The organism is Rhodospirillales bacterium, from assembly GCA_016712595.1.
Lineage (GTDB): Bacteria > Pseudomonadota > Alphaproteobacteria > Rhodospirillales > Defluviicoccaceae > Defluviicoccus.
In genome coordinates, this window is record JADJQT010000001.1 from 2036215 (window position 1) to 2058717 (window position 22503).

The window sequence follows — 22503 nt, forward strand, 5'->3', positions numbered from 1 at the left end:
AGCGGCCTGAATACAATCCCACCATCTGCCACGACGACCCCGCAATTCCTTCTCCGATAAAGGCCGCACCACAAATCATCCGTTCGTGGGCGTCGTGTGCGTCCGAGCCGAAAGATGGCAGGGGCTTGGCCGGGCTCAGCCGGCAGCGGTGCGCAAAAGGTAGGTGGCGATGCGGGCGGGGGTGAGCTTGACCGCCTTGATCTGCTGCTGACCGTCGAGGGCCTCGCGGACGAGGAAGTGGTTCTCGGCGTTCGCCGGCTTGACCTTGAAGATGCCCCGCGCCCGGCGGATCTGCGGGTAGTAGGTCGGGTCGATTTCCGTCTCCTTGCGCTTGGCCCGTTCGATCATCGCGATCTCGGCGTCAGTGTCGGTGTCGGCATCCGCCGGCTGTTCGGCCATCAGCTCCCAGTCGGAGCGCCCGGCGAAGCTGGCCGCGTTGAGGGCATCGATCGCCGCAGCCCCGCCCGGCGCCGCGCTCAATCCGAGCTTGTAGACATTGAGCGTCAGTCCAACCTCGGCGGCCCAACCCTGCAGGCTGCGGCTACGTGCGACGTAAAGTGTGGGCATGGTCCGTTTCTCCCCTTGTCCTTTTTCCGCTAACTTCTTCTGCGGCTTTTTTCCGCCGACTTGCTTCGCTGGACGCGACCATAGCCACCCGCACGCCGCGCGGCAAATCTGGTTGACCGGTCGCGCGCCCGGCGCGCATCGTTTGCCGGTTGCCAGATAAGGAGCCGTTATGCCGTCGTTCGAGCCGCGCAACCCCGATTTCCGTGCCGTCCTTGCCCACTACGTCGGGGCGCAGAACTACCTGTCGCTGCTTGGCGTGGAACTGGCCCGCGTCGAGCCGGGCGAGGCCGACTACCGGGTACCCTACCGCGCCGACCTGGTGCAGCAGAACGGCTTCTTCCACGGCGGGGTGATCGGTGGCATCGCCGAAGCGGTGATGGGCGCGGCCGCGGCAACGCTGGTCGCCGCCGGTGCCAACGTCGTCGGCGCCGAATACAAGATCAACCTTCTAGCGCCGGGACAGGGGGTGGCGCTGCTCGCCTGTGGCGTCGTCGTCCGCCCCGGGCGTCTGATCGTCTGCCGCGCCGACGTCTTTTCCCTGGCCGAAGACGGATCGCGCACGCTCAGCGCCATCGCCCAGGGCTCGATGGCGGTCATCGCGCCGCGCTAGGGTGTCGCGCCGGTTTGGACTGGTTGGCCGATTAGTTGGCCGGCGGACGCCGGTGCCGGCTCACCCGCACTTCGAGTACCCGCAGCTCGTGCAGGTATCGCAGCCCTCCTGGCGGACCAGCGAGGGCGCGCCGCACTTCGGGCACTGGCGGAAGCGCGGATCGGTGGCGAGGCCGACGACCTTGCGCAGTGACGGCGCGGCGGCCTCGCCGGCCGGCTGCTCCGGCTGAATGAAGCCGATGTCGATCATGTGGGTTTCGATCACCTCGCCGATCGCCGCCAGCAGGCTCGGCACGTAACGGCCGCGCATCCATTGTCCGCCGCGCGGATCGAACACCGCCTTGAGTTCCTCGACGACGAAGGAGACGTCGCCGCCGCGGCGGAAGACGGCGGAGATCATCCGCGTCAGCGCCACCGTCCAGGCGAAGTGCTCCATGTTCTTCGAGTTGATGAACACCTCGAACGGCCGCCGCCGGCCGTCCTGGACGATATCATTGAGAGTGATGTAGATGGCGTGGTCGCTCTCTGGCCAGCGCACCTTGTAGGTCTTGCCGGGCAGCGCCTCCGGCCGGTCGAGCGGGCGGAACATCTGCACGATCGCCCCGGAATCGCCGAGGTCCTGCGGCTTTGCCGTGGTCGTCGGCGGCGCCAGCGGCAGTTCCGGCTGCTCCAGCGGCTCGCCGTGCGTTTCCGCTTCGCGGACCTCGAGCACCGCGCCGGTGATCTCGTTCGGCCGGTAGGTGGTGCAGCCCTTGCATCCCAGCTCGTAGGCCTGCAGGTAGACGGTCTTGAACTCCTCGAAGGAGATGCTCTCGGGACAGTTGATCGTCTTCGAGATCGAGCTGTCGACGAACTGCTGTACGGCGGCCTGCATCACCAGGTGGTCGTGCGGCGAGAGCGACTGCGCATCGACGAACCAGTCGGGAAGGGGCGCCTGGTCACCCTTCAGCCGGCGGAACAGCCGGTAGGCGTAATCGCTGACCTCCTCCTCGCGCCGGCTGCCGTCCGGCATCAGCACGTGACGGACGTAGCGGAAGCTGAATACCGGCTCGAGACCCGAGGACACGTTGTCGGCGAACAGCGAGATCGTGCCGGTTGGCGCGACCGAAGTGAGCAGGGCGTTGCGGATGCCGTTCCGGGCGATCGCCGCGCGCACGTTCTCGTCGAGCGCCGCCACGGTCTCACCGGCGAGGTACTGCTCGGCATCGAACAGCGGGAACGCTCCTTTTTCGCCGGCGAGGTCGGCGGAGGCAAGGTAGGCGGCGCGCTGAATGGTGCGCATCCACGTCTCGGTCAGGCGCACCGCCTCGCGGCCACCGTAGCGTGCCCCGCACAGCAGCAGCGCATCGGCAAGCCCGGTGATGCCGAGGCCGATCCGCCGTTTTGCCCGCGCCTCCGCCTCGTGCTCCGGCAAGGGGTAGCGGGAGACCTCGATGACGTTATCCATCATCCTGACGGCGACGGCGGTGAGCGCCGAGAGCTTCTCCTCGTCGATGCGCGCATGCGCCTCGAACGGGGAATCGATCAGGCTGGCGAGGTTAATCGAGCCCAAAAGGCAGGTGCCGTAGGGCGGTAGGGGTTGTTCCCCGCACGGATTGGTGCCGTGAATCGTCTCGCAGTACCAGAGGTTGTTTCGCCGGTTGATCCGGTCGATGAAGATGACCCCCGGCTCGGCATAGGCGAAAGTCGCGCGCATGATCGCGTCCCACAGCGCGCGCGCGCGCAGCGATTTGTACGCCACCCCTTCGAAGGTCAGAGGCCACGGCGCGTCTTCCTTGACCGCCTGCATGAAGTCGTCGGTGACCAGCACCGAGAGGTTGAACATGCGCAGGCGACCCGGCTGGCGCTTGGCCTCGATGAACGCTTCGATGTCGGGATGATCGCAGCGCATCACCGCCATCATCGCCCCGCGGCGCGAGCCGGCGCTCATGATCGTCCGGCACATCGCGTCCCAGACGTCCATGAACGACAGCGGACCCGAAGCGTCGGCGCCGACGCCCTTCACCGGCGCGCCCTTGGGCCGCAGCGTCGAGAAGTCGTAGCCGATGCCGCCGCCCTGCTGCATCGTCAGCGCCGCCTGCTTGAGGTGCTCGAAGATGCCGGCCATGTCGTCGGGGATGTCACCCATGACGAAGCAGTTGAATAGCGTCACCCGCCGTCCCGAACCCGCGCCGGAGAGGATGCGGCCGGCGGGCAATAGCTTGAAATCTCGCAGCGCCTCGTAAAAACGCGCTTCCCAGGCATCGACGTCGGCTTCGGGCGACGCCAGCTCGCGTGCCACCCGGCGCCAGGTATCGTCGATGGTCCGGTCGAGCGGCTCGCCATCTTGCGACTTCAGCCTGTATTTCATCTCCCAGATCTGCTGAGAGACGGGCGCCACCTGAGTCATGCGAGCCTCGTTGCATATTGCCGGAAGATAGGAACGCGGACGCGGTGGCGGAAGACTGAACCGCCAAGCTCGCCAGGAGTGTTCCTTAAATGTTCCATCCTGTCAAGCATCGAACGGCTCGGCCATCGAGCACCTGTCGTTGATCGGGGATCATCGAAGCCGTACGGGTCTGCGGGCCGCAGGGCCACCGTTGCCAGCGACCTTGTCACGCCGATGGCGATATGCATGATGCTCGGGCGTTGTGATTTCCCGCAACGCTACCTCCGATCTCAAGATACCCGCCATGTCCGCCACCCCGTCACCATTTGCTCCCGAAGCCTTCCCCGAGCTGCCCGATATCGCCGGCGTGCGCCTCGCCATCCGAGCCGCGGGCCTGCGCTACCAGGGCCGTCCCGACGTTCTCCTCGCCGAGGTTGCGGACGGAACGAGCGTAGCTGGTGTGTTTACCCGTTCGCAGACGGCAGCAGCGCCGGTTGCCTGGTGCCGCAGCGCGTTGCGGCAGGGCTCGGCGCGCGGCCTCGTCGTCAATTCGGGCAATGCCAACGCGTTCACCGGCGGCGCCGGCGAGATCGCATCGGCGCAGACCGCGTCGGTCGCATCAGCGCTGCTCGGCTGCGCGGCCGAGCGGGTATTCGTCGCCTCGACCGGAGTGATCGGCGAGCCGTTGCCGACGGAAAAGCTCCTGGCTGTCCTGCCGGATGCGGCCGCGGCGCTCGGCTCGGCCTCTTGGGAGGACGCCGCCCGCGCCATCGCCACCACCGATACCTTTGCCAAGGCGGCCAGCGCCCGGACGGAAATCGACGGCGTGCCGGTGACGATCAACGGGATCGCCAAGGGAGCGGGGATGATCGCCCCCGACATGGCGACGATGCTCGCCTTCCTGTTCACCGATGCGGCGATCGACAGCGACGCGTTGCAGGCGTTGCTCGTCGCCGGCGCCGACCGGACATTCAACTGCATCACCGTCGACTCCGATACCTCGACGAACGATACCGTGCTGGTGTTCGCGACCGGTGCGGCCGGCAACCCGAGGGTGCGCGATCCGCGCAGCGCCATGCTTGTCGGTTTCCGTCAGGCGCTCGAGGCGGTGATGCTCGACCTTGCCCACCAGGTGATCAAGGACGGCGAGGGGATCTCGAAGTTCATCACCATCGCCATCACCGGCGCCGCCGACGACGCCTCGGCCCGCCACATCGCCCTGACGATCGCCAATTCGCCCCTGGTCAAGACGGCGGTGGCCGGCGAGGACGCCAATTGGGGGCGGATCGTCATGGCCGTCGGCAAGTCGGGCGAATGGATCGATCGCGACCGGCTGCGTATCGCAATCGGTGGGGTCGCGGTCGCCTGCGACGGCGGTCCGGTGCCCGATTACGATGAGGCGCCGGTGGCCGCGCACATGAAGGGGTGTGAGGTAATGATCGAGGTCGATGTCGGCGTCGGTCGCGGGTCCGCCACCGTATGGACCTGCGATCTTACCCACGGGTATATCGACATCAACGCCAGCTACCGGTCGTGACCAACAGCGCGGCCAATGGACTCGACGCGCCCGGGGTCTGCGCTTGAGCGGTGCTGCGGGAGGTGATGTCGGGGGATGCCTGTCCGTGGCCGCCCGGCAACCCGGGCGGGCGCTGCCGACGGTGCTCGTCGCCTCGGCCGCGCTCGTCGATATTGATGCCCGCGTCCTGGTTCAGCAGCGCCCGGAAGGCAAATCCTGGGCCGGCTGGTGGGAATTCCCGGGCGGGAAGATCCATTCCGGTGAGACGCCGGAAGCCGCCGTCGTTCGCGAGCTCGCCGAAGAGCTGGGGCTCGATATCACCGAGAGCTGCCTTGCCCCCTTTACCTTTACCTCGTTTGCCTACGACGATTTCCATCTGCTGATGATGCTCTACCTCTGTCGCGTCTGGCGCGGCGCCCCCGTGGGGCGCGAAGGCCAGACGCTGAAATGGATACGCCCGCTCGACCTTACCCGCCTGCCGCGGCTCCTGCCTGCGGACGTGCCGCTGGTGGCGATGCTGCGGGACTGGCTTTAGATTGCTTTGGCGGATCGCAAGCGCCGGGCCTGCGGCTCAGTTAAGGGAGGCGATACAATGAAAATTCTCGTTCTCGGCGCCGGTGCCACCGGCGGGTACTTCGGTGGGCGCATGGTACAGGCGGGCTGCGACGTCACCTTTCTGGTGCGCCCGGCGCGGGCCGAAGCGTTGGCGGCATCGGGGCTCGTCGTCGAAAGCCCGATGGGCGATGTTCGCATGCCGGTGAAGACGATCACCGCCGATGCGCTCGGCGCGGCGTGGGACGTGGTGATCCTGAGCTGCAAGGCCTACGACCTTGAGGGCGCGATCGCCGCTGTCGCACCGGCACTGGCCGATGAGGCGCGAATCCTGCCAGTGCTCAACGGCCTTGCTCATCTCGATCGTCTCGATGCCGCGTTCGGCGCCGATCGCGTTCTGGGTGGGCTGTGCGCCATCGCCGCGACACTGACGCCGGACGGTGTCGTCCGACACCTCAACAAGGTGCACGCCTTTGCTTTCGGCGATCGCAGCCCGGAGCAGCGGGAGTTTTGCGAGGCGCTGCAAACGGCGCTCTCGCCAGCGCAGTTCGATCTCCGCCGCAGCGAGGCGATCGTGCACGAAATGTGGGAGAAATGGGTGCTGCTGGCGAGCCTGGCATGCGCCACCTGCCTGATGCGTGCGCCGATCGGCGACATTGTCGCCGCCCCTGGCGGCGAGGCGTTCATCATCGCTCTGCTGGACGAGGTCCAGGCGATCGCGACGGCGCACGGTAATGCAGCGCGCCCAAAGGTCATGGAGCGGACGCGGGCGATGCTGACCGAGCGCGGGTCCGGGTTCACCGCCTCGATGCTGCGCGACCTCGAATCGGGCGCGCCGATCGAGGCGGACCACATCGTCGGCGACCTCCTGCGCCGAGGCAAGGAGCGGGACGTCAAAACACCCTTGCTGCGCGTGGCCTACGCGCATCTCAAGGCGTTCGAGCACCGTCGCGACGGCACAGGGAGCGGGGCTGGAACTGGACGATGATCGGGCGCGTATCGCGCGCGCGGCGGGTCTCAGCTAAGGTCGCAGGAAAGCGAGGAGGGAGGTCGTGCCGGAAACCGTGAGTGCCTGCGTGATTATTATCGGCAACGAGATCCTCTCGGGCCGCACTCGCGAGGCCAACCTTGCCTATATCGCCACGGCGTTGAACGAAGTCGGCATTCGCGTATTGGAAGCGCGCGTCGTGCGCGACGACGCCGATGCCATCGTCACCGCGGTGAACGCCTGTCGGGCCGCCTACGACTACGTCTTGACCACCGGCGGGATCGGTCCCACCCACGACGACATTACCGCCGCCTGCATCGCGCGCGCGTTCGGCGTACCGCTTCGCCGCGATCCGTCCGCAGTTGCGGCGCTCAGTACGCACTACGGAAACGCCGGCGTCAATGAGGCCCGCCTGAAAATGGCCGACGTGCCGGAAGGGGCGGAGTTGATCGAGAACCCGGTAACGAGCGCGCCCGGCTTTCGCCTCGGCAATGTCTTCGTCCTGCCGGGTGTTCCCCGCATCATGCAGGCAATGATTGACGGGCTGAAGCTCCGCCTCAAGGGCGGCGAGCCTGTCCTCTCGAAAACGGTTTCCGCCTACGTGACCGAAAGCGGCATTGCCGCCGCGCTCTCCGCGCTCCAGGATCGATCTCCTGCTGTCGAGATCGGCAGCTATCCATTCGCCCGTGCCGGGCGCTTCGGCACCAGCTTGGTGATGCGCTCGACCGACGTTGCCGCGCTCGACGCGGTGGCGACAGCGGTGGTGGCGCTGGTTCGCGATGCCGGCGTCGAGCCGCTGATCGAAGATGACACGCCCGCCGCGTGAGCGCCCGTCTGACGCACGCGGGGTGCGTGATCGGGCACGCGATCGGTGGGCGGGGAAGGAGGAGGACGATGGGTTCCGGTGCACGAATAAGGATCCGGCGTACGACGCGCGGTCTGATGGATCCGCACCACAGCCGCTTTGTCGGCTTCCTGCTGAAGCATTGCCTCTATGGGACCGTCGGTGGAATCGTTCTCGGCAGCCTGCTTTTATGGCAGGATGTCAATGGATTGGGCACGATGATCTTCGCATCACCCGACCGTAATCTGTTTCTCGGTTTGCTGTTCTTCGGCCTGTTCGTGACCTTCGGCTCGATCGGCATGGCGGTGGGCGTAATGCAACTGGGTGAGGAGCGCGACTGATCGGGCGCCCTGGCCTGTGGCTGTGGTTTCGCCGGGATCAGCGCTGAACGATGACCTGATCCAGTGCCTCGAGTCGCCGCTGCCAGCCGGCGCGGTGCAATTCCGGATCGAGGTGCTCCTCCTCGGGCCAGCCGAGGCAAAGATAAGCCACGAGCTGCCACGTTGCCGGAACCTCGCAGATCGCCTGGACGGCTCCGGGATCGATAATCGACACCCAGCCGAGTCCGATTCCCTGGGCGCGCGCCGCGATCCACAGCGCATGGACGGCACCGACGACCGACCAGGTGAGCGTCTCCGGCATCGTCCGCTGACCGAGGCCATGCCCGAGGTCGGTGGCACCATCGACAAAGACGGCAAGATGCACCGGGGCGCGATCGAGGCCGGCGAGCTTGAGCCGGGCGTAAACCGACGCGCGCGCGCCGTCGTATGTGGCCAGCGCCGCGCGGTTGCAGGCCTCGAAATTCGCACGCACTTGCGCCCGGCGCGCGGTGTCGTCGACCTTGACGAATCGCCACGGCTGGCTGTTGCCTACGGATGGCGCCAGCATCGCCAGTGCGATCAACTTGTCGATCATTCCCGGGTCGACGGCATCGGTGCGAAAGCGACGCACGTCGCGCCGCCACCGGAACAACTCCTCCAGTTTGCGACAGAAGGCGGCGTCGAATTGCGGAGGACGGTCGATCGGCACAGGTTCGGTCATCAAACGCACTCTAGCGGCGCATCGGCGCGGTGCAAGCGCGTCGCCCAACCAGCCCGGGGCGATCGTGCGAGCCGTGGAAGACCACCGCGCGTCACCACCGCGCTTCACCCGGCCGCGTGGGTGCGCTAGAAGCAGCCGACGGCCTCTCGGCCAGGTCCGGCGCGGTGGTACACTTGCAGCACCATCCGTGGCGGAGCAAACGCGAAGCCGGACGTGCCCGCTTGGCGGAATTGGCAGACGCAACGGACTTAAAATCCGTTTTCCTACGGAAGTGGGGGTTCGAGTCCCCCAGCGGGCACCACAATTAAGGCTTAAGGCGCAACACGCGCAGGGACGCCACACGACCCGCGGGAGCGGAAAGCGCCAGCGGCAAGCGTAACAGGGGCATCAATCAAACGTCAAAGGAGGGAAGGTCATGCACATCAGTATCCGCCGGTATCGGAGCGTCGTCTCGGTCACAGAGGTCTGTGCCAAGATCGGCGATTCTTTCGTTCCGCTACTGCGCCGGTCGCCGGGGTTCATCGCCTATTACGCCATCGATGCCGGTGACGGGGTGATGGCGACGATCAGCGTCTTTTCCACCGAGGCGATGGCGCTTGAATCGAACGAGAAAGCAGCCGAATGGCTGAAAGACAACGTCGCGCACCTGCAACCTGTGCCGGCGGAGATTACCGCTGGTCACGTCCAGGTCGTCATTACCGCCTGAGCCATCGACCGCGCTGGATTACGGATTCCGCGAGGGCCGGACCAGCGAACGGACAACACCGGTCCCGGCCTTCACGTGAGGGTCGGGACCCGGACGAGGCTCCGCAATCACCCGATCGCTCACTGCCCTTCGCTGTCCGCTCCTTGCTCCTCAGTGCCCTGATGCCACGCATTGAGCACGCGGCGCGCCTCCGCATCGCCAGACGACGCGGCGTTGCCCAGCCAAGTGGCGAGACCGTCGATTTCATCTTTGGCTTGTCGATCGCCCCTCCGCGCCGCGTCCTGGTACCACAAGATGGCTTCCGCCGGGCTGCGTGTGCCCGAGCCTGGCTTGACGAAGCGAGGATCGAAGGTCCGGGCGACCTTCATCGCCCCCTCGGTATTGCCTTTATCGAATGCCTCGATGTATGCGGCGCGCGCGTCGTCGACGTTTCCGGCATCGAGTTCCTCATCGCCGTTGCGCAGCAGGGCATCCGCCTCGTGGCGGCGTCGGCCGGTCGTCGACGGCGGCGTCGACGCTGGCGCGGGGGAGGCCGACGCGTGCGTCGGTCGCTCGGCTCGCGGTGGCGGTGGTGGCGTGGCACTGATCGCAGCTTTTGGTGCAGTGCCTAAAGCCGGATTGTTGTGCGCCGTTTGTTCTGGCCATTCCGCCGAGGCTGGAGCCCCGCCGGTTACGACCGTCTCGGGATGGCGGGCCTCTTCTGTTTTGCCTGGCGTGAAGGCATCCGCATCCGGCGGGGTGCCGCCGAAGCGGCCCCCCGTGCCAAGATCGCTGCTGACCCACGGCCCGCTGCCTTGCCCGGCCCGAACCGCTCCCGAAGCAGAGAGATTGGTGCCGGACGCGTCGGGCGCCGAGGGATCGGGCAATGGCGTCCCATTGTGGTCTTCCCAGGCGGATCGCGATGGGCCCGAACTCGCGGAAACAGGCAGTTGATCTTTCGTGCCGGTTCTTTGCGATAATATCAACGCCGACGCGGTGACCGCCGCGAGTATCCCCCCGCCGGCCAGCGCCAGACCGCCGAAACGGCGGCGCCGCGGTTTCGGTCGGGCGGATCGCGCCTGTATGTCCGCCGGCATGCGCAGGCGCGCCGGTTGTGCGACGCCGGCAGCCGGCAGCGGGCGCTCGCGCGCGGAAGGCTGTGGCGAAACCGCGGACGACACCGGCGGAGAGACTGGCGGAACCGGCGTGTGCGGCCCAGATGCGGATACGGACGCCGCCTGCGGGGGGGTCGGCCGCAGCGGACGCACGGGGGACGGCTCTTCGGCTGCCGGTTGCTCCGCGCGTGACGGTGGCGGAAGCTCATTGGAGACGACGCGTGATGAGGACTGCGCGCGGCTCGCCGTCGCTGGACCGGGCGCGGCGGTCCGCCAAACGCGCCCTGGCACAACGGTGTCGCGCGTTTGGCTCGTGCCATCGACGCACAGCAGCGCCGTTGTCTCGTCCGTCTTGCCGTCGGCGCGGTCCGACGACGCGTGAGGATGGCCCAGCATTCGCCGGCACGCATCGATCACGCCGCCGGGGATCCCCCGGCTTTCGCGGGCGATCGCAGCGATCGCATCGCCGTCGAACGCTGCTGGCGGAAGGACGTCACACGCCCGCAGCCGGTGAGAAATGAGGCGCCCGACATCGGCTTCCGACATCGGCTGTAGGAAAATTCGCCAGTCGTCGGCTTTCGTGTCCGTTGCGATTCCGCCGGGCTTGCATGACGCGATCGGCGCGCGCGCGAGCAAGGATGGGCGCGCGCTGAGGACGACGGACAGGAACCGCCGCCCCGACACCTCGAGGCCGGTCAGCGTCGTCAGACCGTCGAGCGCCTCGTCGTCCAATCCGTCCGCATCGTCGATTAGCAGCACCGGCACGCGGTCGTTCTCGGCCAACTGTTGCAGGTGCCGGGTTACCTTCAGCGGCGAAGCGTCGGACTCGATCTCCCCCAAGGCGCGGGCGCAAGAAGCGAACAGGCCGGCGAGCGTCAGCCCCGGTCTGCATGGTACGACCGCTGTCGAACTGAGTGGCAGCACGCGATCGAGCGATCGGACTTGCGCGGCAAGATGCTGAAGCAAGATCGTTTTGCCCGCTCCCGCCTCGCCGATGAGAAGATAGAGTCCACCGCCCTCGTACATCCCCGACAGAAGCCGGGCGGCAGCGTGCCGCCGGGGAGCATCGAAGTAGCACAGTTTCGGATCATCCGTCGGCTGGAAGGCTGCAAAGCAGTCCTGCCTGACATCAGCCTTCAAATCGCTGAGCATGTCTGTCCCTATATCGCCGACTCCTCTCCCTTACATAGGGGTCTTTCCGCCGACTTCACGCCTGAGTTGCGTGCGCTTGCATACGGATTGTTATAGAAAAAAATTGGCAGCGTTATGGCGCCGGACAATGCCTGCATCAGCGGCGGCAAAGGGCTCATTATTCCGGGCGGGCGACGCTCAAAACCCGAGGTGATGCTCGCAAGGCCGCGAGCCCCCTGAAACGATGGCATACCTCCAGTATGCCTGCGTTTGGACGCCACCATCAACACAATCGCCACGCCAAGCCAAGCCTGCCGGTGCGAAACAGCCCCAAGACCGAACTGCGCGCAAATCAGCGGTCAATAGAAAGACCGTTGTAGGCGGGCCAGAGCGGGCTCAACAAACGCGACGGGCACCAAAGCGCAGCATCTCAAAAGCGTTTGCAAACCCCTGGCGCGTCCGCGAGATCAGCGACGACCGGTATCGCCTTTGCGGCGACACCGGAATTGCCCGAAGGGCTGCAGGCGAAGATGCCTCAACGAGCGGGCGATCGCAACAAACCTCAAGTTGAGCGATTTCGTCGTCGGTCAGATCAGCAAGCCGAGCGATGCTCTCGGCCCAGTCATTCACATCAACCCAATTGTGATGGTAAAGGATGCGGCTCATATTCTGGAGGTCTGCCATGCTCGGCTCCAAGCAGGATGGCCAACGCGATCAACTCCCCCAACAACTGAACGCTTTCGAGCCGGACCCATGGACATAACCACACGTACCGACGATTGTTGTACGGCTATACTCGACCAATAACCAAAAAACCCCTGTCGAATTCGTCATCTAAGTGCGAAGCAACGATACTCGACATGGCCGCCCGATACTCAACGGCACAAACACCGCTGGAAACAATCTTGTGCTTGTTCGCGGCGCGCAGGTCAAGCGGCCATCGCAGACCGGTCCAGCGGTGCGGCGTCCGTCACCACGGCGGCCTGTCGATCGTCGTCGAAACCTCATTGTCACATTAGCTTACCGGGCGCCCCGGGGGGATCCGCGAACGACGGGGATTCTGGGGATAACTCTGCCGCGCCGCCCGCGCCGGAGTGGGCGCGGCAAATAACGCGCACAGATTCGCCCGGCGCGAGGTCGTCGACGCCTGCGGCGTATCCCCCATGCATTCTCCTTGTGCACCGCCGGCGAACAGGTGCCTGCCGCAAAGGGGCAAGATGCATCCCCGCTATCGCGATCATAGCGTCGTGGCATTTCACTCCAAGTCGCATTTGCGACACCTTGGACCCACGGCCGGTAGCGGTTCCCGCGACGCGGGGCGGACGGAAAGCCGGCTGAGATTGAATGGATCAAGGGAACAGGATCATGAAAGCAACCGCATACGCCGTTGCCAGCGCGCTCGTCGGAGCTCTGGGCATTGCCGCGATCGCCCCCGCCGAGGCGGGTCCCGCCGCAGCGCCGAGCTACAAGTTCGAGAAATGCTATGGCGTCGTCAAGGCTGGCAAGAACGACTGTCAGACGGCATCGAACTCGTGCGCCGGGACCGTGACCAAGGACGCGGCGGGCGATTCGTGGGTCTATCTGCCGGCAGGCACCTGCGACCGCATCGTCGGCGGCAGCACCACGTCGAAGAGCTAGGCAACCTAGGCTCGGGCCGGACGGGAGCGACGATGGTGGCAACACTCTTTCCAGACATCGCGTGCGACAGGGCCGGGATCGGCTTCCGCACCCCACATGCGGCGGCAATCCTCGCTTCCCGTCCGGCCGTGGGTTTTCTCGAAGTTCACGCGGAGAACTACATGGGCGGCGGTGCCCGGGTCGCCCAACTCGCTGAACTGCGCCGGGAATGGCCCATCAGCCTGCACGGTGTTGGTCTTTCACTCGGATCGGCCGAGGGCATCGATGGTCGTCACTGCGACCGGCTCGCCGATCTCGCCGACCGCATCGAGCCATTGATCGTCTCCGAGCACCTGAGCTGGAGCATTTCTGCGGGTGTCTATTTCAACGACCTTCTGCCTTTGCCCTACAGCGAAGAAACCCTGTGCATCGTCGCCGGCAACGTTGCGCGCACGCAGGATCGCCTGCAGCGAGCATTGCTGATCGAGAACCCCTCCGCTTATCTGCGGTTTACGACGTCGACGATGGACGAGGCGGACTTCCTTTGCGAACTCGTTCGCCGCACTGGGTGTGGCCTTCTGTGTGACGTCAACAATATCTACGTTTCGAGCGCAAATCTCGGTGGCGATCCGGTTGCGTGGATCGACCGGCTTCCTGCGGACGCGGTCGGGGAAATCCACCTCGCCGGTCATTGCGTCAACGATGCCGACGGGCAGCCGGTCGTCATCGATGATCATGGATCACGGGTCTCCGACGCGGTGTGGTCGCTCTATGCGCACGCCGTGCGCCGATTTCCCCACGCGCTCGCCCTGATCGAATGGGATACGCGTCTGCCCGATCTTTCTGTCCTCGTCGGCGAAGCGGCGACGGCGGATCATCGCCGGACTTTGGTCCTCGATGGAGGTCATAATGCCGCCGCTGCCTGAGCTGCAGGCGGCGATGCGCGCCGTCTTGCGGGGCGGCGAGATGCCATCGGTTTTGAATGACGCGATCAGCGCCGACGGGCTGTCGGCCGCATCGCGCCTCGGCATCTATCGCAACCACTTTCGCGTCAGTCTGATCGATGCCCTGGCGGCGAGTTTTCCGGTGGTGCGGCGCCTCGTCGGCGAGGCGTTTTTCCGCGCCATCGCCCGCCGTTTCGTTGACACCACGCCGCCGCGCTCGCCGTGTCTCAGCGAGTATGGCGCTGAGTTTCCAGCGTTTTTGGGTGAATGCGCGGAAACTCGGGTGTTGCCATATCTTGGTGACGTCGCCCGCCTTGAGTGGTTGGTGATGGCGGCGGAAAATGCCGCCGACCAGCCGGTGCTGTCCGCCACGGCGCTCGCTGCAATGTCGCCAGGCGCGATCACCGGCGCGAGGTTCACCTTGCACCCGTCCGTGGGTCTCATTGCCTCAAACTTTCCCATCGCGCAGATCTGGGCGGCGAACCAGGAATGCAATCAGGAATGCACGGCAGCGGCCGAAACGATCGACCTCTCGGGCGGCGGGGTCCACCTGCTCGTCCATCGCTGCGGTGGTGAGGTTGGCTGGCTTGTCCTGCCAGCCGCCGAATTCGCCTTCATAACCCTGCTGAAACACGGCGCCTCGTTCGTCGCGGCCATCGAGACGGCCGGCGGCGTTGCTGACCTGCCGGCGTTGTTCGGCGCTCTCTTGGAGGGCGGCGTGTTCAGCGAAATCCGCGTCGGTGACGTGGACGAAAACGAGGAGTTGCGATGATGATCAGCACGACCACGACCACGACCACGGGCGCGATGTCTTCTCGACGCACCGAACCCGGCATCGTACGCGCGTTCTGCGCCGGACGAGACCTGCTCGGCCGCTACCCTCAATCACTCCTGGGACTGGCATTCCGCTTCGCCATCGCCGTCGTCTTCTGGCGGTCGGGGATGACGAAGATCGCGAGCTGGGATGTAACGCTCAATCTGTTTCAATATGAGTATGCCGTACCGCTGCTGCCGCCGGAGATCGCGGCCTACATGGCGGCGGCGGCCGAGCTGTCCTGTCCGGTGCTACTGGTTTTTGGGCTCGGCACGCGCTTTGCCGCGGCGGCGCTGCTGGGTATGACGGCGGTCATACAGATCTTCGTTTATCCGGCGAGCTGGCCGGACCATCTGCTGTGGGGCTCGATCCTGGTGTATCTGCTCACGCGCGGCGGCGGGTTGCTGAGCTTGGATCATCTCGTATCGCACCGGTTCATGCGTACGGCCGATCAGCGCCGTTGAGCGCGGAGCAGGCCACGAAAGCGTATGAGTTCGAGATGGCCACGGTTCTGGATGGTCTGTTTCGTCTAACCGACCCCGGATTTTTTCGAACCGATCCCGGTCGGAGGCGTCTGCTTCAACGAATAACGAGGCGGTCATGACCTTGCGCGATGAGTTGATCAAGACCGCTGAGGCTTTGTGTTCGGAATGGCCCGACGAGAACAAACGCCGTTTTCGGCGGGCCGTCGCCGAAGTCGAGCAGTCGGGCGTGGTCGACGCCGCGGTGCGGTGCGGTGAGATGGTTCCCGATTTTTCCCTGTGCGACCCGCATGGGGATGTGATCGGTCTGCAGGCGCTTCTCGATCGGGGGCCGGTCGCGATTACCGTGTTCCTCGCGAGCGCCTCACCATTATGCCGGCTGACGCTGTCCGCCTATGCGCGTGCGGCCGAGCAGACGGGTCGACTGGGAGCGAACTGGATCGCGCTGGGCACCGAACCGGCTCCGATGGCGGCCGCGAACCTCGCCGGGAACGCGTTCGTGCGCGAGGCCGGCGGTGCCTGGCTTCTGAGTGATCCGGGTGGGCATATCTGCGGGCTGTTCGGTCTGCTTCATACGCCCGGGCACGATCTGATCGACGGCTATCGTCGATTGGGCGTGAACTGTCCGATCGGCGAAGACGGGCGGCCGCTACCGCTGCCGCTGATTGCCACCTACGTTGTCGGGACCGACGGCATCGCGTCGTTCGCTGAAGTTGGCGTCGATCCCCTCCTCAGGACCGAGCCGCAGGCAGTGGTAGCAGCGTTGAAATGCTGCCCGGTTCCGCAGCCGGCGTCGCGCTCGTAACCTGAAAGCGTGGTTTGTATGCCATCGCCAAGCGCACGAAGGCACCGACCGCGGGCGAAAAGGGGCGTCCGCGAACCGTAACCAGATGAATCGTCCGGGTGACTTCCGGCTCGATGAGCAGGCGGGTGTGCAGTCCGGAGACGGTTACGGCGAATTCGGGAATGAAGGTGAAGCCGAGGCCGGCCAGCGCCATCACCTGGATCCAGTCGTCGCGCTCGCTGCGATAGGGGCGGAGCGGCTCGATCCCGCGCTGCTGGGCGATGTCGCGCATGTACTCGGCGAACTCGCAGTTGACGCGGCTGAGGTAGCGTTGCTGGTGCAGGTCCTGCAAGCGCACCGCCGGCAGGCTTTCGTAAGCATGCCCGGGACCGAAACCGATGACGAAGCGCTCGGTAAACAACTCCATCGCGTGAAAGGTATCATCGATCCCGGAAGGGGTGCCGTAGATGGCGATGTCGATGTCACCCTTCTCCAGACGTTCCGCCAGAACCTTCGCCTTGGCGTCGAGAAGCGAGATCTCGATACCGGGGTGACGCGACTGGAAGTCGCTGAACAAGCCCAGGAGCTTCGTGGGTCCAATTGTGCACATCACGCCAATGCTCAGCGGAGCATCGAGCAGCTTGCTGAAGTCCTTCGCTCGCGCCTTCGCCGCTTCCGCCTGATTGGACATTTGATCGAGGTAGGGCCGCATCAGCTTACCGAGGTCGGTCAGATGGGTGCGCTGCCGCTCGCGGTGGAACAGCGGCCCGCCCAGTTCTCCTTCCAGGTTTTGAATGGCGCGGGTCAGGCTGGGCTGCGCCACGTTGCAGGCCTCCGCCGCGCGCGTGAAGTTGAGCGTATCGCATAAGGCGAGAAAATATCGCACCTGATACAGCTCCATAAACCATCCTCCCCGTGTGGCCGGCGCTCGAGCCGGACTATAAGCGGCCTTGCGTGGTTGAAGCCACGTTGGCTTCGTGTAAGACACTACGACGATACGACGAAAGACGTTACATACGCGCTCGCGTTACTGAGCGAGCGATCGCCACAAACCGGCGATGCGTGCCGTCGGGGCGGCCAGTTAAGTGCAAATGCCAGCGTTAACTGACCTGACGTACGATCTGCGATCGTGATAGTGTTTCGACCATATGACATGAAGACGACAAAACATGTCGTCCGATTGGGGGAGCGATCATGAAGGCGCGAACATTCGGCCCCGGTCGCGGGCAGGTTGGCGGTGAGCGGAATCCCGGCTCTCCGTTGTCTCGGCGGGACAAGGACAGCGGCCAGATTAGTGCGGTGTGGATCTCTCCAGCGGGCGGACGCAACGCCCCGGCAAGCCGATTGGTGGTCCGGGAGGCACCGCCGGTCGCAGAGGACGGGGCGTCCTGTGTCGTTACCGGCAGCAGCGATACGGGTGTTGCGCCGGTGGGATCGAACACCACGGCCCCGGCGGTGACGACGACAGTCCGGGTGAGCCGGCCGGCAGTCGCGCGGTGGCTGGCGCTCGCTGCGGCCGCAGGCGCCGCGGCAGGCGCGCTCTTGATGGTCGGATACTCTGAAAAGCCGGTCTTCCAGACCGCTGAGGAGGGAATGTCGACGGCGAGCGGTGCCGCAAGCACCTTGGAGACGCGGCTGAGTGTCGCTGATCCGGTCGGTGATACCGAGCGTCGCCGTGTTGCCATCGGCACCATTCCCGGAATGCCGGTCAGTACGCAAAAGGTTGCGGTAGCGGCTCCCGCAACTCGTTCGGGCGAGGATGCGCTGCCGCTGACGGACGGTCCGGTTAAGGCGGTGAAACCCGCCGCGGTCCGGCCGCCCGCCGCCAGTGGCCAGCTCGCCGCCGACGAGGTGCCGATCGTGGTTCCTGCTGCCGGCAGCGACGGCATCGGCCCGCAGGCGCTGATCGGTCGGGGCGATGCGTTTCTCGCGCTTTCCGACGTAACGTCAGCACGCCTGTTCTATCAGCGTGCCGCAAACGGCGGCAGCATGGCGGGTGCGCTGGCGATGGCGGGGACGTTCGATCCGCTGGTTCTCGCCCGTGACGATGTTCGTGGCGCGCGACCCGACCCGCTAGCGGCGCTCGCGTGGTATCGCACCGCCGCCGACCTGGGCAGTGCTGAGGGCACTTCGCTCGCCGAACGCCTGCTTGATCGGCTGAAACGCGATGCGGCGAACGGTGATGCCGGCGCAGCGGCCACTTTGCGCGCGGCCACGCCCCGCACAGCAGAGCGCTGACGCGGCCGGTTCGGTCCGCCCGCAGGGGATCGACAGGTGCTCAAGTGGTCGAGGCGGGCGGCTCAGCGCTCCGGGCTAGTTGCGCCGGGTCCTCTCTGAGGTGCGGACGCGGTCGGGCGACTGCGCCATTCGACGAAGCGCTCGAAGAGTGCGTTGCGGCTTTGTGCATCGAGCGGCCGCGCGCCCGGACCGCCCGTCTCGCTGATGAATTTAAAAAATTCGTCGAACGAGGCCTTTAGCGCGCGATCGGATCCGGCGGTGGTCACGCTGCCGGTCGCCGCATCGAGGCTGGCGAGCCACTCATCCGCCGCTCGAAAGCGAGTCCAGCCCGGAAGCTGCGCCGCCAAATTCACCTCCTGCCATTTGGGGTGGCGCGGTGGCTTAAGAAACTCACCGAAGTGATCAAAAAACGCATCGACGAACGCGGCCACCCGCTTGTAGCGGTCAGTTTTCGGATTCCAGTTATAGACGGCCATGACCGCGCCGACGGCGACGGTTTCCGTAGGTTGTCCGTCTGCCACAAGGCTCGGATAATCCTCGTGCGTGATCGTCGACGGAAGATAGATCGGAAGTAGTGATTCGGTCAGCGGCACCGGCACGAAGTGAAGCCCGCTATTGGCGTCTTCAATCTTGCGGAACAGCTCCGTCGGCTTACCGGCGACATAGACCATCGCCGCGATCTCGCCGTTGCGCAGCTTTTCAAGCGCGAGTGCCTGATCGAAGTTGGTGGCTTCAATCGTCACGCCGAGGGTGCCGAACAGTGTGGACGCGGTCATCGCCGTGCCACTACCGGCGACGTCGACGTTAACCTTGCGGCCCTGCAAGTCCTGCAGGCGGTTGATACCCCTGGCGGCGAGGACGTGAACCTCCTCATTGTAGAGCTTGGTTATGTAGCGAATGCTCTGCTCGATGTGCGGAACGAGCTTTTCCTTGCGGATATAGCCCAGAACGTCGGACTGCACGATGCCGATGTCGATTCCGTACAAGTAAAGGATGTCGGTGATGTTCTGCACCGAGCCCTTGCCGATGATGGGCAGAACACGCAGCGTATTTCCGTTATCGAGAACTGCCGCGAGATCGCTAGCGATGCGGATGTAGGTGCCGTTGATTCCACCGGAGATGATCGCCACCGTGCCTGCATTCACCTCGCGCGCACTATCCTGGCGGGCTACGATGGTATCACTCGCTTGCGCGGTGGCACCTGCCAGCCCAACCGCAACAATAACCATGGCGATGGCAGCGCTGATGACTCTATGAACCATCTCCATGCTCCAGTGGTCTCCGCCGAAGGACGCGCGATCACGTCGCTCGTACACGACGTCACGCATGCGGCACTGTCACAAATGTGGCCGCAAGCGGCAAGGCTCAAACAGAGACGTGATCGGACATCATCGCCGGTCAGTCGACGCCGCCCTCGTTGCCGGTGATCAGCCGGATACTACGCGCGTAGGTCATATACGACCAGAACCACTCGACGAGCACGGCAACACGGCTGCGCACGTCGACGAGGAATCCCACGTGCACGGCGCCCCATAGCCACCAGGCAATGCTGCCGCTCAGGCGCATGCCCCGCAGATCGGCGACCGCGGCCTTGCGTCCGATGGTCGCCATCGAACCGAGATCCCGATAGCGGAACGGCTTTTCGGCCGGCCGGCCTTCGATCAGTGCGCGGATGCGGCGCGCGACGTAGGCGCCCTGCTGCTTGGCGACGGCGGCGAGGCCGGGCAGCGGCGCGCCATCGGCGCCGGGGCAGGCGGCGGTATCGCCGAGCGCGTACACGCCCGGCAGGCTATCGACGGACAGATCGGCGCCGACGATCACCCGGCCGCTGCGGTCTCGTGGCGCGCCGATCCAGCGCCCGGCGGGTGACGCCATCACCCCCGCCGCCCACAGCACGCTCGCAGCTTCGATGCGAACCTCGCCGATGCGCACGCCGCGCGCATCGATCTCCTCGACCTTGGCGCCCGTTCGCACGTCGACGTGCAGCGATTGCAAGGCGCGCTGCGCCGCTGCCGACAAGGTCTCCGGCATCGCCGGCAACAGTCGTGGCGCGGATTGGACGAGAATTACCCGGGCGCTGGCCGGATCGACGGTGCGGAACTCGCCCCGCATGCCATGTTGGGCGAGTTCGGCGATGGCGCCGGCGAGTTCCACCCCGGTGGGGCCGCCGCCGACGATGACGAACGTGAGCAGACGCGCGCGCTCGTCGGCATCAGCGCAGGTTTCTGCCCGCTCGAAGGCGCGCAGAATTCGTCCCCGCATCGCTGTCGCGTCATCGATCTTTTTCAGTCCCGGAGCAAAGCGCTCCCAATCGTCCCGGCCGAAATAGCTGTGCCGGGCACCCGTCGCCAGCACCAGATAGTCATAGCTCAGTCGCTGTTCGTCGAGCAGCACCTCGCGCCGGAGCGGATCGATGCCACTCACCCGGCCCATGACCACCCGGCAGTTGGTCTGGCCACGCACGAGGGTGCGAATGGGCGTCGCGATCTCGGCCGGAGACAGGCTCGCCGTTGCCACCTGGTAGAGCAGCGGCTGGAAGAGGTGATAATTGCGGCGATCGACCAGAGTGACGTTGGCCCAGGCATGCCTGAGGCCGCGGGCGGCGGCGATGCCACCGAAACCGGCGCCGACGATGACGACGCGCGGTGCACCATCGAGCCATTCCGCGCTACCGCCGAGGCTGGGATATAGGGCAATCAGGCGTTGCGAGATCAGTCGGTCGAGGGCGAGCCCGCCGCTGCCACGCAGCGCAAAGTCCATCAGGATCAGCCCGAGCGTCAGCAGCGTTCCACCGTCACCCGCCGACAGGCTCGCCGACATCCCAGCGTGGAACCAGGCCAGCAGCAACAGCAAGAGTGCAGCAAGCCGCGTTCCGAGGCCAAAGGCGAACGCCATCGCCATCAGGTTGAACGCGGCGACGCTGGCCGAGGCGAGCGTCGTCGGCTCGGAGGGGAGCGCGAGAAAGGCGCGGGCCAGCATGACGGCGGTGATGAGACGGACGACGAGCAGGGCGAACGGCAAGGCGCGCCGGTGCAACCAGGCGCCCAGCCGCTGATATGACCGGCCGAACGGCAGGGCGGAGGCGACAAGGTTCGGAGCGATCGCATGATCAAGCGAGAGCGGGCCGGCTCCGCGCACGGCGAGCACGCCCAGTAGCAGCATCTGATAGACGTCCGCGTCGACCGCTTTGTAGGTGAAGTGGAGGAAGGCGAGCGATGCGAGCAGGGGCAGCGACGCGGCACGTGTCGCAAGGCCGACGAGCAGCAGGAGCGGGCAGATCAGCTCGATCCCGGTGCCGAGGCTCGCCGCGAGATCGGGTGCGACGCCAGGCAGCGGATGCTCGGCGGTGTAGAGGTAGACGGTCGCCGGCCAGTTGATTGTCTTCAGCAGGCCAGAGGCAAAGAACCCTTGTGCCAGCCAGATCCGCACGAACAGATCGAGCAATGGCGCAACCGTCTCGTTCAGTGTGGTTCCGATGCTTTGCGCGTGCTCGAGCAACGACGCCCAGCGGGTATTCGCGTGACCAGGGGCCGCGCGCGTGTCCATCCTCACCCGTCCCATCTCACCCTCGCTCTCTCCGATTGACATGCGGTGCTTTCGGATCATCGTCGTTGCGAGCGGGTCGCGGGAAATGCCAAAGCCGTAGCGTGTCGATAGGGTGGAGCTATGATGCGTTGCATCGCGACGAGGAGTGGCGGACATGGCCGATGACGAGGACGAAACGACGCTTTCGCGACTGGGCCGTGAACTCGCTTTTGCCGAGCAGGCTGTGCGGCAGCCGGGCACAGGCGCGATCGGCAACCTTGAATGCCGCCTCGCCGACTTGCAGGTCCGCTTCCTGACGACACCGGCGCGCTCGCTCGGCGACCTTGAGGCAAAACTGCATGTCGTTCGCGGACTGGTGGCCTCTTTGGGCAGTCGCGGCTATCTGCTGGACCTTGTCGAGTCGACGATCGCCGATGTGCGTTCGATCGCGGCGCAAAACGCGCGGCCGGCAAATGACCCCGATTAGGCCGCCTTCGCGCTGGACGCAGGTCGCGTCGCGAATCACATCGCATTGATTCGTCAGGCGAATAAGGGCACTGCACGTGCACGTTAGGGGGATTGTTCTATTTTTGATAGATTTTTCAATCGATTGAGCGGCACCGCTCGCTGAGCGAACACGCGCTTTGGTAAAGCCGCAGCTCCGTCACATATTTAACCTTGGG

Annotated in this window: 21 protein-coding genes and 1 tRNA gene; 15 read left to right on the forward strand and 7 right to left on the reverse strand. The window is 65.5% G+C overall.

The window, feature by feature from the left end; all coding sequences use genetic code 11:
* Positions 1 to 135 precede the first annotated feature (135 nt).
* Positions 136 to 567 (reverse strand): hypothetical protein, encoded by a 432-nt coding sequence (locus IPK66_09225; protein MBK8175417.1) that lies wholly within the window; start codon positions 565 to 567, stop codon positions 136 to 138.
* A 169-nt stretch (positions 568 to 736) separates the two neighbouring features.
* Here IPK66_09225 and IPK66_09230 point away from each other — a divergent pair, with 169 nt between their 5' ends.
* Complete coding sequence (locus IPK66_09230; GenBank protein MBK8175418.1) at positions 737 to 1177, forward strand: PaaI family thioesterase; 441 nt, start codon at positions 737 to 739, stop codon at positions 1175 to 1177.
* Between the two features lie 60 nt (positions 1178 to 1237).
* On the opposite strand, the gene IPK66_09235 is transcribed toward IPK66_09230, so the two are convergent.
* Entirely contained in the window at positions 1238 to 3565 is a 2328-nt protein-coding gene (locus tag IPK66_09235; GenBank protein MBK8175419.1) for an adenosylcobalamin-dependent ribonucleoside-diphosphate reductase, read from the reverse strand.
* Positions 3566 to 3848: 283 nt separating this feature from the next.
* Here IPK66_09235 and argJ point away from each other — a divergent pair, with 283 nt between their 5' ends.
* The 5 genes from argJ to IPK66_09260 all read left to right on the forward strand — a co-directional run bounded on the left by argJ (position 3849) and on the right by IPK66_09260 (position 7785).
* Positions 3849 to 5081 (forward strand): bifunctional glutamate N-acetyltransferase/amino-acid acetyltransferase ArgJ, encoded by a 1233-nt coding sequence (gene argJ / locus IPK66_09240; GenBank protein ID MBK8175420.1) that lies wholly within the window; start codon positions 3849 to 3851, stop codon positions 5079 to 5081.
* On the forward strand, positions 4993 to 5595 hold the full coding sequence (locus tag IPK66_09245) for a (deoxy)nucleoside triphosphate pyrophosphohydrolase (GenBank protein MBK8175421.1): 603 nt from the start codon (positions 4993 to 4995) through the stop codon (positions 5593 to 5595). Before argJ ends, IPK66_09245 begins: the two co-directional genes overlap by 89 nt.
* A gap of 57 nt (positions 5596 to 5652) precedes the next feature.
* Complete coding sequence (gene panE / locus IPK66_09250) at positions 5653 to 6600, forward strand: 2-dehydropantoate 2-reductase (GenBank protein MBK8175422.1); 948 nt, start codon at positions 5653 to 5655, stop codon at positions 6598 to 6600.
* 64 nt (positions 6601 to 6664) lie between these two features.
* A complete protein-coding gene (locus IPK66_09255) occupies positions 6665 to 7426 on the forward strand; it encodes a competence/damage-inducible protein A (protein MBK8175423.1) in 762 nt (253 codons plus the stop codon).
* 116 nt (positions 7427 to 7542) lie between these two features.
* A complete protein-coding gene (locus tag IPK66_09260; protein ID MBK8175424.1) occupies positions 7543 to 7785 on the forward strand; it encodes a hypothetical protein in 243 nt (80 codons plus the stop codon).
* A gap of 37 nt (positions 7786 to 7822) precedes the next feature.
* Here the strand turns inward: IPK66_09260 and bluB are convergent, their stop codons facing one another.
* Complete coding sequence (gene bluB / locus IPK66_09265) at positions 7823 to 8485, reverse strand: 5,6-dimethylbenzimidazole synthase (GenBank protein MBK8175425.1); 663 nt, start codon at positions 8483 to 8485, stop codon at positions 7823 to 7825.
* Between the two features lie 215 nt (positions 8486 to 8700).
* On the opposite strand from bluB, the gene IPK66_09270 reads away from it, so the two are divergent.
* A tRNA-Leu gene (locus tag IPK66_09270) sits at positions 8701 to 8786 on the forward strand.
* Positions 8787 to 8984: 198 nt separating this feature from the next.
* Complete coding sequence (locus tag IPK66_09275) at positions 8985 to 9191, forward strand: hypothetical protein (protein MBK8175426.1); 207 nt, start codon at positions 8985 to 8987, stop codon at positions 9189 to 9191.
* A 119-nt stretch (positions 9192 to 9310) separates the two neighbouring features.
* Here the strand turns inward: IPK66_09275 and IPK66_09280 are convergent, their stop codons facing one another.
* On the reverse strand, positions 9311 to 11437 hold the full coding sequence (locus IPK66_09280) for an AAA family ATPase (protein ID MBK8175427.1): 2127 nt from the start codon (positions 11435 to 11437) through the stop codon (positions 9311 to 9313).
* Between the two features lie 1344 nt (positions 11438 to 12781).
* Between IPK66_09280 and IPK66_09285 the strand changes: the two genes are divergently transcribed.
* From IPK66_09285 to IPK66_09305, 5 genes are all read left to right on the forward strand, one after another.
* The gene (locus tag IPK66_09285; protein MBK8175428.1) at positions 12782 to 13054 is read left to right on the forward strand and encodes a DUF2282 domain-containing protein; all 273 of its coding nucleotides are present in this window, start codon (positions 12782 to 12784) and stop codon (positions 13052 to 13054) included.
* A gap of 32 nt (positions 13055 to 13086) precedes the next feature.
* Positions 13087 to 13959 carry a DUF692 domain-containing protein gene (locus IPK66_09290; protein MBK8175429.1) on the forward strand — a complete coding sequence of 291 codons (873 nt, stop codon included), beginning with the start codon at positions 13087 to 13089 and terminating at the stop codon, positions 13957 to 13959.
* Positions 13943 to 14749 (forward strand): putative DNA-binding domain-containing protein, encoded by an 807-nt coding sequence (locus IPK66_09295; GenBank protein MBK8175430.1) that lies wholly within the window; start codon positions 13943 to 13945, stop codon positions 14747 to 14749. The genes IPK66_09290 and IPK66_09295 overlap by 17 nt, the downstream gene beginning before the upstream one ends.
* Before the next feature lie 35 nt (positions 14750 to 14784).
* A complete protein-coding gene (locus IPK66_09300; protein ID MBK8175431.1) occupies positions 14785 to 15255 on the forward strand; it encodes a DoxX family protein in 471 nt (156 codons plus the stop codon).
* Between the two features lie 136 nt (positions 15256 to 15391).
* Positions 15392 to 16078: a redoxin domain-containing protein gene (locus tag IPK66_09305; GenBank protein ID MBK8175432.1), complete on the forward strand. Its 687-nt coding sequence runs from the start codon at positions 15392 to 15394 to the stop codon at positions 16076 to 16078.
* Here IPK66_09305 and IPK66_09310 read toward each other — a convergent pair.
* Positions 16005 to 16958: a LysR family transcriptional regulator gene (locus tag IPK66_09310; protein MBK8175433.1), complete on the reverse strand. Its 954-nt coding sequence runs from the start codon at positions 16956 to 16958 to the stop codon at positions 16005 to 16007. The two genes, IPK66_09305 and IPK66_09310, sit on opposite strands and share 74 nt — an antisense overlap.
* A gap of 293 nt (positions 16959 to 17251) precedes the next feature.
* Here IPK66_09310 and IPK66_09315 point away from each other — a divergent pair, with 293 nt between their 5' ends.
* Positions 17252 to 18295 carry a sel1 repeat family protein gene (locus IPK66_09315; GenBank protein MBK8175434.1) on the forward strand — a complete coding sequence of 348 codons (1044 nt, stop codon included), beginning with the start codon at positions 17252 to 17254 and terminating at the stop codon, positions 18293 to 18295.
* Between the two features lie 62 nt (positions 18296 to 18357).
* Here the strand turns inward: IPK66_09315 and IPK66_09320 are convergent, their stop codons facing one another.
* Together IPK66_09320 and IPK66_09325 are read right to left on the reverse strand one after the other, a co-directional pair.
* Positions 18358 to 19557, reverse strand: a complete 1200-nt coding sequence (locus IPK66_09320; GenBank protein MBK8175435.1) for a TAXI family TRAP transporter solute-binding subunit — start codon at positions 19555 to 19557, stop codon at positions 18358 to 18360.
* A 136-nt stretch (positions 19558 to 19693) separates the two neighbouring features.
* The gene (locus IPK66_09325; GenBank protein MBK8175436.1) at positions 19694 to 21883 is read right to left on the reverse strand and encodes an FAD-dependent oxidoreductase; all 2190 of its coding nucleotides are present in this window, start codon (positions 21881 to 21883) and stop codon (positions 19694 to 19696) included.
* A gap of 112 nt (positions 21884 to 21995) precedes the next feature.
* On the opposite strand from IPK66_09325, the gene IPK66_09330 reads away from it, so the two are divergent.
* The gene (locus IPK66_09330) at positions 21996 to 22307 is read left to right on the forward strand and encodes a hypothetical protein (GenBank protein MBK8175437.1); all 312 of its coding nucleotides are present in this window, start codon (positions 21996 to 21998) and stop codon (positions 22305 to 22307) included.
* Positions 22308 to 22503 lie beyond the last annotated feature (196 nt).